The sequence below is a fragment of the Vannielia litorea genome, assembly GCF_900142295.1.
Lineage (GTDB): Bacteria > Pseudomonadota > Alphaproteobacteria > Rhodobacterales > Rhodobacteraceae > Vannielia > Vannielia litorea.
Genome location: NZ_FSRL01000001.1, coordinates 3433931 through 3448737, shown reverse-complemented (window position 1 = coordinate 3448737; position 14807 = coordinate 3433931). Strand labels below are relative to the sequence as shown.

Sequence of the window (14807 nt, the reverse complement as noted above, 5' to 3'; positions counted from 1 at the left end):
TTAACGGCTGAATGGCACACCGGCACGGCAACAGACAAAGAGCCGACACACCCTTGCACTCCGGCACTGTCCAGCCCGCGCCCCCGGCGCATCTTGCGTTCGCGTCGCAGCGGCGCGTCCTGGTTGTCGATGACAGCCGGATGCAGCGGCGCATCCTTTCCACCCTGCTCACCCGGTGGGGCTATGCCGTGCAGGAGGCCGAGGGCGCCCGCGAGGCGCTCGACATCTGCGTGACCGATCCGCCCGATGTCGTGTTGTCCGACTGGATGATGCCCGGCATGAACGGGATCGAGTTCTGCCAGCTGTTCCGCGCCATCCCGCGCGAGAGCTATGGCTACTTCATCCTGCTCACCTCCAAGACCAGCACCAAGGAAATCGCCGCCGGGCTCGATGCCGGGGCCGATGACTACCTGGCCAAGCCGATCTCGCCCGACGAGCTGCGCGCCCGGCTCGCGGCGGGCGAGCGAATCCTCGGCATCCACGCCGAACTGGTCGAAAAGAACCGCCTTGTCACCGAGACCCTCGGCCAGATCTCGGCGCTCTACGATTCGCTCGACCGTGACCTGCAGGGCGCCCGCAAGCTCCAGCAATCGCTCATCAAGGAGCGCCACCGCAGTTTCGGCGCCTCGCAGGTCTCTCTGCTCCTGCGCCCCTCCGGCCACGTCGGCGGCGACCTGGTGGGCTTCTTCTCCATCAATGCCGACCGTGTCGGTCTCTTTGCCATAGACGTATCCGGTCACGGCGTCTCGTCGGCCCTGATGACGGCCCGCCTCGCCGGCTTTCTCTCCCCCACCTCGCCCGACCAGAACCTCGCCATGACCGAGGATGATTTCGGCCTCTACGATGCGATTCCTCCCGCAGAGCTGGCCGCCACGTTGAATCGCGTCGCCTTCACCGAGCTCGACACCGAGCATTACTTCACCCTCGCCTACGCTGATCTCGACCTCACCACCGGGGCCTTCGCGCTGGTGCAGGCAGGCCATCCGCACCCCATGGTCCTGCGAGCCTCCGGCGCAATCGAGCAGATCGGCGAGGGCGGCATGCCCATCGGCCTCGTCGAGGAGGCCCGTTTCGAGCAGGTCACCGGCCAGCTCCGCCCCGGAGACCGGCTCTTCATCATGTCCGATGGCCTGACCGAGGCGATGGACAGCACGGGCGACATGCTGGGCGAGGATGGCCTGGCCGCTCTCCTGCGCCGCAACGCAGAGGCGCGCGGCCCCGGCCTTCTCGAGGCGCTCACATGGGATCTGGCCGAGTTCACCGGCGCGTCCGACTTCGCCGACGATGTGTCAGCCGTGCTTTTCGAGTTCGATGGCCCCAAGGCGATGAGTTAGGTGGCGCCCAACAGGTGCCGTGCGGCAAAATGCCGGTCACCCTGGTTGCCAAGCAGGCCCGGCGCCTCCTCGGCCCCCAGCCACACCGCCGAATGTCCCGGCTCGCTTGGCGGCCCGAGGCGTCGCACCGGCCGGGCCAGCACGACGGTGCACAGCTTTTCGGCCCAAAGGTCGTATTCCGGCATGTAGGTAAACCGCCTGAAGGCCCCGAGTCGCCGCAGCGGCGCAATGCGCCACCCGGTCTCTTCCAGCACCTCCCGGTGCAGCGCGGCCATCGGCTGCTCGCCCGGGTCGATTCCGCCGCCCGGCAGCTGGAACTCCGGCTTCGGCTCCTCCTGAAACGTCAGCAGCACCGCGTCGCCCTGCACCAACAGCGCATAAATTCCGGGCCGCCGCACGTAGCGCCGCCCCGACTCCACCGGTTCGCCGAATCGCCTGATCACCGTCTGCCCCTTTGCCTTGCCAGCTCCCGCCCTTATATGGCACCGACATGCCAAGCCTCCATCGTCAAGGAAAGCCCATGACCCTCGGTGCACAGATCGCCTGGGACGACACCGTTCTGCCCTTCCAACTCGACCGTTCGGATGTCCGCGGTCGGGTCGCCCGGCTTGACGGCGTCCTGGATGAGATCCTCGCCCAGCACGACTACCCCGACCCCATCGAGCAGCTGGTGGCCGAAATGGCCCTGCTGACCGCGATGATCGGCCATACCGTCAAGCTCCGCTGGAAACTGTCGCTGCAAGTTCGCGGCGACGGCCCCGCCCGCCTCATCGCAACCGACTACTACGCCCCCGAAGAGGAGGGCGGCCCTGCCCGGATCCGGGCCTACGCCAGCTTCGATCGCGATCGTCCGCTCGAGGGCAAGCCGTTCGAGCTGATCGGGTCGGGCTACTTCGCCATCCTGATCGACCAAGGCGAGGGCACCACGCCGTACCAGGGCATCACGCCCATCGACGGCGGCTCCCTTTCAGCCTGCGCAGAAACCTATTTTGCCCAATCCGAGCAGCTTCCGACGCGCTTCCACCTGCGTTACGGCCGCTCGCTCGATGCCGATGGCACCGCTGGCGCCTGGCGCGCGGGCGGCATGATGCTTCAGCTCATGCCCGAGGTCTCGCCGCTTCTGAAGCCCGCAGATGGCGAGGCCCCGCGCCTGCTCCAGCCTTCCGACATGCTCGACGGCGATGACGAGGAAGACTGGAACCGTGCCAACATCCTGCTCGACACAGTCGAGGAGCTGGAGCTGGTCGGCCCCACCGTGCAGCCGACCGACCTGCTGGTGCGGCTCTTCCACGAGGAAGGCCCCCGCGTGTTCGATCCGCAGTCGATCAAGTTCGGCTGCACCTGCTCCGAGGATCGCGTGCGTGCGTCGCTCTCGATCTACTCGGCGAGGGAAATCGCCACCATGACCACCGAGGAGGGCCGGGTCACCGCCGATTGCCAGTTCTGCGGCGCGCATTACGATCTCGACCCGGCAACACTGGGGTTCGAGGCAAAGGATGGCGATGACTGACATCGAGGCGCGGCTCCTCGCGGCCATCGCCGCGCCCGGCCGCCCGTCCTCGGACTACGACCTCAACCCGAGCCACCCTTCGGTCCGGGTCAAGACCCGCGAGGCCGGGGTGCTGGTGCCAGTCTGGATGACCGGCCCCGAGCCCCGGCTGATCCTCACCAAGCGCAGCTCCCGGCTCAAGCACCACCCGGGCCAGATCGCCTTTCCGGGCGGCAAGGTCGATCCGGGCGATGCCGATGCCGTGGCCGCTGCGCTTCGGGAGGCCGAGGAAGAAATCGGCCTGCCCCGGACCCGCCCCCGTGTTCTGGGCACCCTGCCGCCGCATGAAACAGTCACCGGTTTCTCCGCCACGCCCGTCGTCGCCCTGATCGACGGTGATTTCACCCCGGTGCCCGAGGCTGGCGAGGTCGAGGAGGTCTTCACCGTTCCCCTCGCCCATGTGCTCGACCCGGCCCGATACATCGTGCAGAGCCGCTACTGGCAGGGCTACGACCGGCGCTATTTCACCGTGCCCTGGGGTCCCTATTACATCTGGGGTGCCACGGCCCGGATGCTCCGCGCCCTGGCCGACCGGATGCCCGCATGACCCGCATCGCCGCCCCCTGGCTCTCCGCCCCCGGCCCCCAGCGGCTTTGTGCGGCGCTCGAGTCGGCGGGCCATTCCGCCCTCTTCGTCGGCGGCTGCGTGCGCAACACCCTGCTTGGCGCGCCGGTCGCCGATCTCGACCTCGCCACCGACGCGCGCCCTGAAATCGTCTCTGACATTGCCAAGAGCGCCGGTTTCCGCGTGATCCCCACAGGCATCGACCACGGCACCGTCACCGTGCTGGATGGCGACGAGCCGATCGAGGTCACGACCTTTCGGCACGATGTGTCCACCGACGGCCGCCGCGCCACCGTCGCCTTTGCCAACGATGTGGCCGAGGATGCCGCCCGCCGCGACTTCACCATGAACGCGCTCTACTGCGACGCGCGCGGTGCCCTGGTGGATCCGCTGAACGGCCTGCCGGATCTCGAGGCCCGACGCCTCCGTTTCATTGGCGAACCCGGCGAGAGGATCGCCGAGGATTACCTCCGCATCCTCCGGTTCTTCCGCTTCACCGCCTGGTATGCCGACCCCGCCCACGGGATCGACGCCGAAGGCCTCGCCGCCTGCGCCGCCGGGGTCGATGGCCTCGCCCGTGTCTCCGCCGAGCGCATCACGGCAGAGCTGCTCAAGCTCCTCGCCGCGCCCGACCCTGCCCCCGCCGTCGCCGCCATGGCCGCCTCGGGCGTGCTGCATCATGTCCTCCCCGGCGCCGATGCCCCCACCCTAGCCCGCTTCCTGCATGTCGATCCGCGCCCCGATGCTCCGGCACGTCTGGCCGCTCTGGGCGGCACCCGCGACCGGCTGCGCCTCTCGCGGAACGAGGCAAAGCGCATCGAGACCCTGCTCACCGCCGCTGCTTCCGGCGAGCCGCCGCTGATCCTCGGATATCGCCTTGGCGCCGATGACGGGCTCGCCGCCACCCTGCTGCGAGCCGCCCAAACAGAGACTGTTCCACCGCAAGACGCACCCGAAGAGGCCCGCGCCGGAGCCTCCCGCCAGTTCCCCGTCACGGCGCAAGACCTGATGCCCGAGTTCACCGGCGCCGCGCTGGGTGCCCGGCTCGATACGCTCCAGTCTCGCTGGATCGCCTCCGGCCTGAGCCTCACCCGCGAAGAGTTGCTCAACGGCTAGTTTCCTTCGCCGCTGGCCGAGCTAAGTTGCCAGCGGACGCTCAAGGACCGCCATGCAACGCCTCGCCCGCCGAATCCCCGACCTGATCGACGCCTTCCGCCCCGCCGAAGGCGCGCCGCCCGATCGCCTGATGCCCTTCATGCGCTGGTCGGTGCGCGGTGCCGAGACCCCGCTCATCGCCTCCGGCCTGCTCTTTACCATCACCGGCACCCTCGAGGTCGTCACCGCCCTGCTCCTCGGCGCGATCATCGACGCCGCCCTCGCCGCCGGGCCCGACGCCTTCTTCACCACCCATCTGTGGCTGATCCTCGGCACGCTGGCCTTCTTCATCATCCTCCGCCCGGCCTGCTTTCTGGCCTCCGCCGCCGCCAATACCCTGGTCATCCAGCCCAACGTCATGCCGCTGGTGCTCTCGCGCCTGCACCGCTGGACGATGGGCCAGGCGGTGCAGTTCTTCGACAACGACTTCGCCGGCCGCATCGCGCAAAAGCAGATGCAGACCGCCCGTGCCATCACCGATGTGATCTCGGAGATGGCCAATACCGTCTGTTTCGCCCTGGCCTCGCTCGTCGGTGCCGTGCTGCTGCTCATCGGCATCGACTGGCGCATCGCGCTCACCCTCGCCCTCTGGCTGGTGGCCTATTTCTGGCTGATTGCCTGGTACATGCCGCGCATCCGCGTGCGCTCCAAGGTGCGCGCCTCCACGCGAGCCATGGTCACCGGCCAGGTCGTCGACACGATCACCAACATCAAGACGGTCAAGCTCTTCGCTCACGACGCCCACGAGGACCGCGCCGCGCTGGGCGCGATGAGCAAGTTCCGCGACGCGGTGATCCATGTCGGCACCCTGGCCGCCGGTTTTCGCGGCGCGCTCATGCTGCTCGCCGGGCTCCTGCCCGCCATGCTCATCGGCGGCACCCTTCTGCTCTGGCAATCGGGCAGCGCCACGGCGGGCGACATCGCTGCCGCCGGCACCATCGCCATCCGCATCGCCCAGATGACCGGCTGGGTCAGCCACACGCTGCTTGGCATCTACGCCAGCATAGGCGAGATCGAAGACGGCATGCGCACGCTGACCCCGCGCCATTCTGTGACGGACGCGCCCGATGCGCGCGCCCTCGAAGTGCCCGAGGGCGCCATCGAGTTCCGCGACGTCGAGTTCACCTACGGCCGCGCGCGCGACGGGGTTCAGGGTGTCTCGCTCCGCATCGCGCCCGGCGAGCGGCTCGGCATCGTCGGGGCCTCCGGCGCGGGCAAGAGCACGCTGGTTTCGCTGCTGTTGCGTCTCTACGACACCGAAAAGGGGCAAATCCTGATCGACGGTCAGGATATCTCCAAGGTCACTCAGGAGAGCCTCCGCCGTGCCATCTCGATGGTCACGCAAGATACGGCCATGTTCAACCGCTCCGCCCGTGACAACCTCAAGTATGGCCTGCCCGACGCGCCCGACGACGCGATGGAAGAGGCCGCCCGCCGTGCCGAGGCGCATGAGTTCGTGACCGGGCTCGAGGATTTCAACAACCGCACCGGCTATGATGCCCACCTGGGCGAGCGCGGCGTGCGCCTCTCCGGCGGGCAGCGTCAGCGCGTGGCGCTGGCCCGCGCCATCCTCAAGAACGCCCCCATCCTTGTGCTCGACGAGGCTACCTCGGCGCTGGATTCCGAGGTCGAGGCCCAGATCCAGGGGGCGCTCGACGAGGTGATGGAGGGCAAGACCGTGCTCGCCATCGCCCACCGCCTCTCCACCATCGCCCGGATGGACAGGATCGTCGTGCTCGACGACGGCCGCATCGTCGAGGAGGGCACCCACGAGGAGCTGGTGGCGCTGGGCGGGCGGTACGCGGGCTTCTGGCACCGCCAGTCGGGCGGCTTCCTTGACCTGACCGAGGCTGCCGAGTAACGGCTCTGGCATGACAGAGGTTGTGATCGAACGGCTGAACGTGCGTGGCGAGGGCGTGGCCGAGGGCGTGCCGCCCATTCCGCGCGTGCTGCCGGGTGAAAAAGTCTCTGTTTTCGCCGAAAAGGTTCAAATCGGCACCCCCTCGGAACATCGTGTCTCGCCACCCTGCCGCCACTACAAGGCCTGCGGCGCCTGCGCCATGCAGCACGCCTCCGATGCCTTCGTGGCCGGGTGGAAGAGCTCTGTCATCGCTCAGGGTCTCGCCGCCCAGGGCCTCTCCACAGAGATCCGCCCCACCCTCACCTCTCCCCCGGCCTCCCGCCGCCGCGCCACACTGCACGGGCGGCGCAGCAAGAAGGGCGCGATGGTCGGCTTCATGGCCCGCGCCTCCGACCTGCTGATCGAGGTGCCCGATTGTCAGGTGCTCCACCCGGCGATTCTCGCGGCCCTGCCCGCGCTCCAGGCCCTGACCCGCGCCACCGCCACCCGCACCAGCGGCGTGGATCTTGCCGTCACCGTTTCGGAGTCCGGCCTCGACCTGCGCATCACCAACGGTCGCCCCGCCGCCCGTGCGCTGCTGGCCGAGCTGGCGCAGCTCGCCGGCCAGCAGGGTCTTGCAAGGCTCACCTATGGCGACGAGCCCATTGCCACCCGCGAGCCGCCCGTCCAGCGCTTCGGACCCGCCCGCGTGGTGCCGCCGCCTGGTGCCTTCCTTCAGGCCACGGCGCATGGCGAGGCAACCCTGCTGGCCGCCATCCAAGAGGCTCTCGGGCCGGATCAGAGCCTGATTGCCGACCTCTTCGCCGGCTGCGGTACCTTCTCCCTGCCGCTCGCGGCGCGCGCCGAGGTGGAGGCCTTCGAGGGCGACGCGGCACTGACCGCCGCGCTCGATGCCGGCTGGCGCTCCACCGGCGGCACGCTGCGCCGGACCACCGCCCGGACCCGCGACCTCTTTCGCCAACCCCTGCTGCCCGATGAGCTTGCCCGCTATTCCGCCGTGGTCATCGACCCGCCCCGGGCGGGAGCCGAGGCGCAGCACCGCGAACTTGCCGCCACCACCGTGCCCCGCATCGCCGCCGTCTCCTGCAACCCGGTCAGCTTTGCCCGCGACGCCCGCATCCTTGTCGAGGCCGGCTATGCGCTCGACTGGGTGCAGCCCGTCGATCAGTTCCGCTGGTCGGCCCATGTGGAGTTGGCCGCGCAGTTCACGCGGGCGTGAGCAGCGGCTGCGCCGCCTTTCCTGATTGGCCAGAATCCTTATAGTGCGGCGCAAAACAAGACACAGGCAACTTGCTGGAGAACTCACGGTGATCAAGCTGACACGGCGCGCCGCGCTCTTCGGCGCTACGGCATTGGCCCTCTCGGGCTGTTCGAGCAAATTCAAGAGTTACAACGGACCGGAGGTCACCCGCATCGTCGTCTACAAGGACCGGCGGCGCATGTATCTGCTGCATCATCAGGAAGTGCTGCGCGAATACAAGATCGGCCTCGGCTTCGCGCCGCGCGGGCACAAGCAGTTCGAGGGCGACGGCAAGACCCCGGAGGGCCGTTACTTCATCGACCGGCGCAACCCGAACTCCAGCTTCCACTTGTCGCTTGGGATTTCCTACCCCAACGAGGCCGACCGCGCGTTTGCCAAGTCGCAGGGCAAAAAGCCGGGCGGCGACATCTTCATCCACGGCGCCCGCGAAAGCAAACGCGACAGGAAGGGCAGCGATTGGACGGCGGGCTGCATCTGGGTGAAGAACCGCGAGATGGAGAACATCTATGCCATGGTCCGCGACGGCACGGTGATCGACATTCACCCCTGAGGCCGGCCCCAAACGCAAACGCCCGGCGCGAGGGCCGGGCGTGCATGTCCTGTCCTGCCGCTGTCAGCTGCCGGTGATCAACGTCCACCAGATCTTGCCATTCGGCTCCTGAAACCAGGCAAAGCCCAGGTTCCGCGCGCCGGGGGCCAGGATCACGTCGCGCGTGTCGGGCTGCTCCATCCAGGCGGCAACCGTCTCGAGCTCCGACTCGAAGGTCTCGCTGATGTTCTCGCCCAGGAACTGGCCCGCGTAGCCGGTGCGCCGCACGCGATCGAGCGGGCTGGAGCCGTCGGAGCCAAAGTGCCAGGGCCGGTTCTGCACCGACATGTCGCGCGCGTGGGTCGCGGCAGCGGCGTTCAGCTCCGAGCTGAGCGCAAGCTGGCCCACGCCCCGCGCGGCCCGCAGCTGGTTCACGTTGTCGAGCACGCGATAGGGGATCTCGTTCGCATCGCGGGCACTGATGTTGTAGACGCGCACGCCACCGTCCACGCCGGTGGTCACCGCGGGCGAACAGGCCGAAAGGCCAAGTGCCATCACGGCAATCAAGGAAATCATCCGCAGCATGATGAAAGGCAGCCCCCTTGCTGAGTATCGGGCGTCAGCCTTACCGACTCGCTCCGGGTTCTGCAATTGCACCGGCGCCCCGCGTCCGATTTGTCACCTGTTTGATTTGCGACTGAGGCTTTCCCGCAATATAAATGCATTCCGTCAGGGATCTGCCGCCCGACGCCAACCGTTCGAGGCCAGAATGTCCGATCAGTTTCACACCAAGTTGAACCGCCGTGCCTTTCTTGGCGCCACCGCCGCCGCCGCCGCCCTGCCCGCCGCCGGCTGGGCCGAGCAGCTCGATCCGGAGGCGCTGGGCACCCAGGAGGCGGTCCAGCGCAACATCTCCAGCTTCCGTGCGCTCGACTGGCGTCCCTATTTCAGCTCCACACGGGGCGGGGCGATCCTGGTCGATACCACATCGCGTGCGCTGCACTACTGGTCCTCCGACCAGTCGGTCTACAGGCTCTATCCCAGCTCGGTGCCGATCACAGAGGATCTCACCCGCCGCGGCCGCACCACCGTGGCCCGCAAGGTCGAGGGGCCGTCCTGGTCGCCGACCCCGGCGATGAAAAAGCGCAACCCCGAGTGGCCCGATTACATCCCGCCCGGTCCCGACAATCCGCTCGGCACCCACGCGCTCTACCTCGGCTGGACCTACTACCGCATCCACGGCACCCACGACACGCGCAAGATCGGCCGCCGCTCGTCCAACGGCTGCATCGGCCTCTACAACGAGCACATCGCCGAGCTGTTTCGCATGGTCAACGTCGGTGCGCAGGTGCTGTTGATCTGAGCCGGGCGCACCCCAAACGCGTCAGGGCGGCACCGGATTGGGCCGCCCTGTTCACTTTCTTGCTCCAAGTATCCCGGAGGTGTGAGGGCTGGCCCCACTCCAAGGCCGCGGCCTAGATCCACCCCGCCAGGTTTTCCTTCACCGCATCCGCCAGCGCCTCGATATGGTCGGGCCGTTCGTTCAGGCAGGGGATGTAGGTAAAACTCTCGCCCCCGGCGTGCTCGAAGCTCTCGCGGATCTCCCCCTCGATCTCCTCCAGCGTCTCGATGCAATCTGCGCTGAAGGCGGGGGCCACCACGGCGATCCTCTTCACTCCGGCCTGCGCCCGCGCGGCGACCTCCTCCACCGTGTAGGGCCGCAGCCAGTCTTCCGGCCCGAACTGGCTCTGGAAGGTGGTGATGATCTTCTCTTCCGGCAGGCCGAGCCGCTCGCGCAGCAGCCGCGTCGTCTTCTGGCACTGGCAGTGGTAGGGGTCGCCCTCCATCAGGTAGCGCTTCGGCATCCCGTGGTAGCTGCACACCAGCAGCTCCGCATCGCCCATCTTTTCCTCCACCGAGGCGGCCAGCGCCTCGATGTAGCTCGGCCGGTCGAAATAGGCCGGCACCGTCCGCACTGCCGGCTGCCACTTCTCCTTCATCAGCGCCCGGAAGAACTGGTCATTCGCCGTCCCCGTGGTCGCCCCGGCGTATTGCGGGTAGAGGGGAAAGAACACGATCCGGTCACAGCCCGCCGCCACCATCTCGGCAACCTTCGACTCCGTCGAGGGGTTGCCGTAGCGCATGCAGAAATCCACCATCACCTGCTCGCCGTAGTCCTGGGCCAGCCGGGCCCTCAGCGCCTCGGTCTGGGCCATGGTGATCACCATCAGCGGCGACATGTCCTTCGCCTTGTCCCAGATCAGCGCGTAGTTCTTGCCGCTGGAGAAGGGCCGCTTGGTCAGGATGATCCCCTGCAGGATCGGCTGCCATTTCCAGGCCGGGTAGTCGATCACCCGCTTGTCGCTCAGAAACTCGTTGAGATAGCGCCGCATGTCCCAGTAGCCGGGCGAATCCGGTGTGCCGAGGTTGGCGATCAGCACGCCAATCTTGCGCGGCTTCACGGGGGGATGGTCGGGTGGCAGATGGCTCACGGGCTGTCCTCGCATTTGTCTGCCGCTAGGGATAGTGCCGGCGGCGCAGGGGTCAATGCGTCACGTCTTCCCACCGTCCTCGCCATGTTCTTCCGTGCCCAGCGCGTCGGCCAGCCGGGTCAGGGCGGATCCGGGCCTGAGCGGTTGCGGCTGGTCCGGGCCGGGCGACCATCCGGTGAGAAAGACAGTCTCGAACATGGCCCGAATACGCCCATCCGCCCCGGCCGCGGCGTCCAGCGTGGCGGCCGCCCGCAGGATCACTCCGCGCCGCGTTGGCCCCCGCCGCCGGGCTTCCATCGCGTTGGCCTCACCCATGGCGCGCAGGTCGCGCATCAGCGCCAGCGCGCACGAATAGCTGACCTCCAGCGGCAGGGCATCGGCCACCGGCAGGGCAAACCCCGCCCGTTGCAGCAAGGCGCCGAGGTCCCTGATCTCGCCCATCGGCAGCACGCGGGGTCCAAGGCCGCCGGTCTCGGCCACCTCCGCCTCCGCCAGCGCGGCCCGGAGCCCGGCCAGGGTCTCGCCACCCAGCATTGCGCCAATGAACAGCCCGTCAGGCACCAACCCCCGCCGCGCCTGCACCAGCTGCCCCACCGGATCGCTCGCCCAGTGCAGCGCCATGCCGTGGATCACCAGGTCATGCGCGCCCTCTTCGATGCCCAGCACCTCCTCGTCCGCGATCACCCGCGCATCGGGAAAGGCCGCACCCCAGAGATCCGGAAAACCGGTTACCACGCAGGGCCGCGTAAAGGTTCTGTTAACCTCGTTGAGTCTTTCCTTGATCTCGTCGATGGCCTGCACGTGCAGGAACAGCGCATCGCGGTCCGCTCGGGCGCGGTTGCGGGCGAGGGCCTTGCGGTCGGTCAGTTTGGGCGGCTGGGCCATGGGCGGCTTATCAGGGAGGGCGCAGGCCGATGCAACGGCTTCTGCACGTGATCTACCCCAACCAGTGCCTCACCTGCGGCGAGGTCACCGGCTCCGACGCCGGCCTTTGCCCCGACTGCTGGCGCGACACCGCCTTCATCGCCGGCCTCACCTGTCACCTCTGCGGTGCGCCCCTCCCCGGCGAGGACGACCCGGAGACCGCGCCGGACCTCACCTGCGACGATTGCCTCACCATCGCCCGCCCCTGGTCGCGCGGGGCATCGGCGCTGCTCTATCGCGGCAAGGGCCGCCGCCTCGTGCTCGCCCTCAAGGGTCACGACCGCGCCGACCTGGCCGAGGCCGTCGCACCCTGGCTTGCCCGCGCCGCGGCCCGCGTCCATGAGCCCGGCATGCTCATCGCGCCCGTGCCGCTACACTGGTTCCGCCTGTTCCGTCGGCGCTACAACCAATCCGCCCTGCTCGCCCGCGCCCTCGCCCGGCGGCTCGATGCGCCGCTCTGCCCCGATCTCCTGATCCGCGCCCGCGCCACGCCCCGGCAGGAGGGTCTCGGGGCCGCCGCGCGCTTTGCCAACATGGCCGAGGCCATCCGCCCGCATCCCAAGCGGCGCCATCGCATGATCGGCCGCAAGGTGCTGCTGGTCGATGACGTGATGACCTCCGGCGCCACCCTCGCCGCCTGTGCCGAGGCGTGCCTCTCTGCCGGCGCTGCCGATGTCCGCGTCGTCACACTGGCGCGAACGGTGAAGGACACCTAAGTATGGGCAGAACGTCAGGAGTTCTGCCATGTCCGCCCGCATCGAGATCTACACCACTCCCATCTGCGGCTATTGCGCCCGGGCCAAGCGCCTGCTCGCCTCCAAGGGCGCCGAATTCACCGAGATAGACCTCTTCGAGGAGCCGGGCCGCCGTTCCGAGATGATGGATCGTGCCGGGGGCCGCCACACCGTCCCGCAAATCTTCATCGGCGAGACCCACGTGGGCGGCAGCGATGATCTCTTCGCCCTCGAAAGCGCAGGCAAGCTCGACGCGATGCTCGCCTGATGCGCGCCGCCCTGCTCCAGCTCACCAGCTCCGACGACCCGCTCGCCAACCTGCCGGTGACTCTGGGGATGGTCGATCAGGCCGTGGCCGAAGGCGCCGAGCTGATCTGCACGCCCGAGGTCACCAACTGCGTCTCCGCCAGCCGATCCCGTCAGCTTGCGGTGCTGCAGCCCGAGGAGCACGACCCCACCCTCGCCGGTTTCCGCGAGGCCGCCGCCCGGCATGGCCGTCACCTTCTCCTCGGGTCCATCGGCATCAAGACCGACGACCCCGACGGCCGCTTCGCCAACCGGTGCTACATGATCGGCCCGAGCGGCGAGATCATCGCGCGCTACGACAAGATCCACATGTTCGACGTGCAGGTCTCGGAAACCGAAACCTACCGGGAAAGCGCGGGCTACCGGCCCGGAAACCTCTCTGTTCTGGCCGAAACACCGCTTGCCCGGATCGGGATGACCATCTGCTACGATGTCAGGTTTCCGCAGCTGCACAGGGCGCTGGCCAAGGCCGGGGCGCAGATCATCACCGTTCCTGCCGCCTTCTCCCCCGGCACCGGCCCGGCGCACTGGCAGCCGCTCCTCCAGGCCCGCGCCATCGAGACCGGCTGCTTCGTGCTCGCGCCCGCCCAATGCGGCACCCATGCCACCACCGAAGGGCGCACCCGCAGCAGCCACGGGCATAGCCTGGTGATCTCGCCCTGGGGCGAGATCCTGGCCGACGGCGGCACCTCCCCCGGTGTGATCACAGTTGACCTGAGCCTCTCGGACGTGGACGATGCGCGCCACAAGATCCCGGCACTCACCCACGACCGCCCCTTCGAAGGCCCCTGACCCGTCTGCCCCGATGACCGTTGAAACCTCAGATACCCTGGCCGTTGCGCTGTTTTCCGAGCTTCTCACCGCCGAGCAGCTCGCGCGCAACCGTATGTCGAAGGCGCTGCCCAAGGGCATGGAGATCAGTCATTTTTCGGTGCTGAACCATCTCGCCCACATCAATGAAGAGCGCAGCCCGGCCCAGCTGGCCCAGGCGTTTCACCTGACCCGCGGCGCCATGACCAACACGCTGAACAAGCTGGAATGGGCCGGCTACGTGCACATCCGCCCCGATTGGGACGACGCCCGGCGCAAGATGGTTTCCATCAGCCCCTCCGGCCGCGCCGCCCGCGATGCCGCCATCGCCTCCGTGAGCCCGGTCATCGCCGCCATTGTCGCCGAAATCGGATCGGAGCGCGTGCGCGCCATGCTCCCGGTCATGCGCGAGTTGCGTCAGAAGCTCGGCTCCAGCGAAGAGCCCTGAGCCCCGTTTCCGCAGGTGGCCCGGCCGGGCAAAACCCGCCCTCACCCTGCAGGCTTCACGCTCGCCGTCACGTAGTTGACGCTGAGGTCGCGGTCGCTCAGGCTCCAGCTCCAGCCGAGCGGATTGAAGACAAAGCCCTTGCGGTCCACCGGGTCCAGCCCGGCTCCGCGCAGCAACCCGTAAAGCTCGTCCGGCGTGATGAACTTCCGCCAGTCGTGGGTGCCCTTGGGCAGCCACCGCATGACCCACTCCGCGCCCACGATCGCCATGGCAAAGCTCTTGGGATTGCGGTTGATGGTGGAGCAGATCATCAGCCCCCCCGGCTTCAGCAGCCGCTGACAGGCCTCGATGTAATCGGGCGGCGAGGCGACATGCTCCACCACCTCCATGTTCAGCACCACGTCAAACTGCTCGCCGGCCTCCGCGAGTGCCTCGGCGGTGGTGTGTCGATAGTCGATCTCCAGCCCCGATTGCTCCGCGTGAACCCGCGCCACCGGGATGTTGCCGGCGGCGGCATCCGCGCCCACCACCTCGGCCCCCATCCGTGCCATCGGCTCGGAGAGCAGCCCGCCGCCACAGCCGATGTCCAGGATACGCAGCCCCGAAAAAGGCTCTGTTCCGGCCCGATCCCGCTCGAACTCGGCGGCGATCTGGTCGCAGATGTAGTCGAGCCGGCAGGGGTTGAGCATGTGCAGCGGCTTGAACTTGCCCTCCGGGTCCCACCACTCCGCCGCCATCGCCTCGAACTTGGCCAGCTCCGCCGGGTCCGCCGTATCGACTGCCATCGCAAATCTCCTTCTCAAACCCATGGAACCGGGCCACGCCAGCCTATATAGCTCA

General features: G+C 68.1%; 17 protein-coding genes. 12 read left to right on the top strand and 5 right to left on the bottom strand.

Annotated elements, in window-relative coordinates; translation table 11 throughout:
- The first annotated feature begins 11 nt into the window (after nucleotides 1–11).
- Nucleotides 12–1334, top strand: coding sequence for a SpoIIE family protein phosphatase (locus BUR94_RS16830; protein ID WP_084193076.1), 1323 nt, complete (start codon nucleotides 12–14; stop codon nucleotides 1332–1334).
- On the opposite strand, the gene BUR94_RS16825 is transcribed toward BUR94_RS16830, so the two are convergent.
- Nucleotides 1331–1777: an NUDIX hydrolase gene (locus tag BUR94_RS16825; RefSeq protein WP_074257319.1), complete on the bottom strand. Its 447-nt coding sequence runs from the start codon at nucleotides 1775–1777 to the stop codon at nucleotides 1331–1333. The two genes, BUR94_RS16830 and BUR94_RS16825, sit on opposite strands and share 4 nt — an antisense overlap.
- 77 nt (nucleotides 1778–1854) lie before the next feature.
- On the opposite strand from BUR94_RS16825, the gene hslO reads away from it, so the two are divergent.
- From hslO to BUR94_RS16795, 6 genes are all read left to right on the top strand, one after another.
- Complete coding sequence (gene hslO, locus BUR94_RS16820) at nucleotides 1855–2844, top strand: Hsp33 family molecular chaperone HslO (protein ID WP_074257318.1); 990 nt, start codon at nucleotides 1855–1857, stop codon at nucleotides 2842–2844.
- Nucleotides 2837–3430, top strand: a complete 594-nt coding sequence (locus BUR94_RS16815; RefSeq protein ID WP_074257780.1) for a CoA pyrophosphatase — start codon at nucleotides 2837–2839, stop codon at nucleotides 3428–3430. The genes hslO and BUR94_RS16815 overlap by 8 nt, the downstream gene beginning before the upstream one ends.
- A complete protein-coding gene (locus BUR94_RS16810; RefSeq protein ID WP_074257317.1) occupies nucleotides 3427–4563 on the top strand; it encodes a CCA tRNA nucleotidyltransferase in 1137 nt (378 codons plus the stop codon). Before BUR94_RS16815 ends, BUR94_RS16810 begins: the two co-directional genes overlap by 4 nt.
- A 52-nt stretch (nucleotides 4564–4615) precedes the next feature.
- Nucleotides 4616–6463, top strand: a complete 1848-nt coding sequence (locus tag BUR94_RS16805) for an ABC transporter ATP-binding protein (protein WP_074257316.1) — start codon at nucleotides 4616–4618, stop codon at nucleotides 6461–6463.
- 10 nt (nucleotides 6464–6473) lie between these two features.
- Entirely contained in the window at nucleotides 6474–7682 is a 1209-nt protein-coding gene (locus tag BUR94_RS16800) for a class I SAM-dependent RNA methyltransferase (protein ID WP_074257315.1), read from the top strand.
- Between the two features lie 91 nt (nucleotides 7683–7773).
- Nucleotides 7774–8274, top strand: coding sequence for a L,D-transpeptidase family protein (locus BUR94_RS16795; protein WP_084193162.1), 501 nt, complete (start codon nucleotides 7774–7776; stop codon nucleotides 8272–8274).
- Between the two features lie 63 nt (nucleotides 8275–8337).
- On the opposite strand, the gene dalA is transcribed toward BUR94_RS16795, so the two are convergent.
- Nucleotides 8338–8838: a divisome-associated lipoprotein DalA gene (gene dalA / locus BUR94_RS16790; RefSeq protein WP_074257314.1), complete on the bottom strand. Its 501-nt coding sequence runs from the start codon at nucleotides 8836–8838 to the stop codon at nucleotides 8338–8340.
- Between the two features lie 184 nt (nucleotides 8839–9022).
- Here dalA and BUR94_RS16785 point away from each other — a divergent pair, with 184 nt between their 5' ends.
- Nucleotides 9023–9616, top strand: a complete 594-nt coding sequence (locus tag BUR94_RS16785) for a L,D-transpeptidase (protein WP_074257313.1) — start codon at nucleotides 9023–9025, stop codon at nucleotides 9614–9616.
- Nucleotides 9617–9728: 112 nt separating this feature from the next.
- Here BUR94_RS16785 and hemH read toward each other — a convergent pair whose 3' ends face one another.
- Together hemH and BUR94_RS16775 are read right to left on the bottom strand one after the other, a co-directional pair.
- Nucleotides 9729–10760: a ferrochelatase gene (gene hemH / locus BUR94_RS16780; protein WP_074257312.1), complete on the bottom strand. Its 1032-nt coding sequence runs from the start codon at nucleotides 10758–10760 to the stop codon at nucleotides 9729–9731.
- Nucleotides 10761–10805: 45 nt separating this feature from the next.
- Nucleotides 10806–11630 (bottom strand): SAM-dependent methyltransferase, encoded by an 825-nt coding sequence (locus tag BUR94_RS16775; RefSeq protein WP_074257311.1) that lies wholly within the window; start codon nucleotides 11628–11630, stop codon nucleotides 10806–10808.
- Between the two features lie 29 nt (nucleotides 11631–11659).
- On the opposite strand from BUR94_RS16775, the gene BUR94_RS16770 reads away from it, so the two are divergent.
- The 4 genes from BUR94_RS16770 to BUR94_RS16755 are packed head-to-tail and all read left to right on the top strand — an operon-like array spanning nucleotide 11660 to nucleotide 13967.
- A complete protein-coding gene (locus BUR94_RS16770; RefSeq protein ID WP_074257310.1) occupies nucleotides 11660–12385 on the top strand; it encodes a ComF family protein in 726 nt (241 codons plus the stop codon).
- A gap of 28 nt (nucleotides 12386–12413) precedes the next feature.
- Nucleotides 12414–12671 carry a glutaredoxin 3 gene (gene grxC / locus BUR94_RS16765; RefSeq protein ID WP_074257309.1) on the top strand — a complete coding sequence of 86 codons (258 nt, stop codon included), beginning with the start codon at nucleotides 12414–12416 and terminating at the stop codon, nucleotides 12669–12671.
- Nucleotides 12671–13501 (top strand): carbon-nitrogen hydrolase family protein, encoded by an 831-nt coding sequence (locus BUR94_RS16760; RefSeq protein WP_074257308.1) that lies wholly within the window; start codon nucleotides 12671–12673, stop codon nucleotides 13499–13501. Before grxC ends, BUR94_RS16760 begins: the two co-directional genes overlap by 1 nt.
- A gap of 13 nt (nucleotides 13502–13514) precedes the next feature.
- Nucleotides 13515–13967 carry a MarR family winged helix-turn-helix transcriptional regulator gene (locus tag BUR94_RS16755; RefSeq protein WP_074257307.1) on the top strand — a complete coding sequence of 151 codons (453 nt, stop codon included), beginning with the start codon at nucleotides 13515–13517 and terminating at the stop codon, nucleotides 13965–13967.
- Nucleotides 13968–14008: 41 nt separating this feature from the next.
- Here the strand turns inward: BUR94_RS16755 and ubiG are convergent, their stop codons facing one another.
- Nucleotides 14009–14752, bottom strand: coding sequence for a bifunctional 2-polyprenyl-6-hydroxyphenol methylase/3-demethylubiquinol 3-O-methyltransferase UbiG (ubiG, locus tag BUR94_RS16750; protein ID WP_074257306.1), 744 nt, complete (start codon nucleotides 14750–14752; stop codon nucleotides 14009–14011).
- Nucleotides 14753–14807: the final 55 nt, after the last annotated feature.

What these genes read in the sequence shown, in the direction of transcription:
- hemH (WP_074257312.1), bottom strand. Translation starts at nt 10,760, where the DNA reads ATGCGAGGACAGCCCGTGAGCCATCTGCCACCCGACCATCCCCCCGTG.
- ubiG (WP_074257306.1), bottom strand. Translation starts at nt 14,752, where the DNA reads ATGGCAGTCGATACGGCGGACCCGGCGGAGCTGGCCAAGTTCGAGGCG.
- BUR94_RS16760 (WP_074257308.1), top strand. Translation starts at nt 12,671, where the DNA reads ATGCGCGCCGCCCTGCTCCAGCTCACCAGCTCCGACGACCCGCTCGCC.
- grxC (WP_074257309.1), top strand. Translation starts at nt 12,414, where the DNA reads ATGTCCGCCCGCATCGAGATCTACACCACTCCCATCTGCGGCTATTGC.
- BUR94_RS16775 (WP_074257311.1), bottom strand. Translation starts at nt 11,630, where the DNA reads ATGGCCCAGCCGCCCAAACTGACCGACCGCAAGGCCCTCGCCCGCAAC.
- BUR94_RS16785 (WP_074257313.1), top strand. Translation starts at nt 9,023, where the DNA reads ATGTCCGATCAGTTTCACACCAAGTTGAACCGCCGTGCCTTTCTTGGC.
- BUR94_RS16830 (WP_084193076.1), top strand. Translation starts at nt 12, where the DNA reads ATGGCACACCGGCACGGCAACAGACAAAGAGCCGACACACCCTTGCAC.
- dalA (WP_074257314.1), bottom strand. Translation starts at nt 8,838, where the DNA reads ATGCTGCGGATGATTTCCTTGATTGCCGTGATGGCACTTGGCCTTTCG.
- BUR94_RS16815 (WP_074257780.1), top strand. Translation starts at nt 2,837, where the DNA reads ATGACTGACATCGAGGCGCGGCTCCTCGCGGCCATCGCCGCGCCCGGC.
- hslO (WP_074257318.1), top strand. Translation starts at nt 1,855, where the DNA reads ATGACCCTCGGTGCACAGATCGCCTGGGACGACACCGTTCTGCCCTTC.
- BUR94_RS16755 (WP_074257307.1), top strand. Translation starts at nt 13,515, where the DNA reads ATGACCGTTGAAACCTCAGATACCCTGGCCGTTGCGCTGTTTTCCGAG.
- BUR94_RS16805 (WP_074257316.1), top strand. Translation starts at nt 4,616, where the DNA reads ATGCAACGCCTCGCCCGCCGAATCCCCGACCTGATCGACGCCTTCCGC.
- BUR94_RS16770 (WP_074257310.1), top strand. Translation starts at nt 11,660, where the DNA reads ATGCAACGGCTTCTGCACGTGATCTACCCCAACCAGTGCCTCACCTGC.
- BUR94_RS16800 (WP_074257315.1), top strand. Translation starts at nt 6,474, where the DNA reads ATGACAGAGGTTGTGATCGAACGGCTGAACGTGCGTGGCGAGGGCGTG.
- BUR94_RS16810 (WP_074257317.1), top strand. Translation starts at nt 3,427, where the DNA reads ATGACCCGCATCGCCGCCCCCTGGCTCTCCGCCCCCGGCCCCCAGCGG.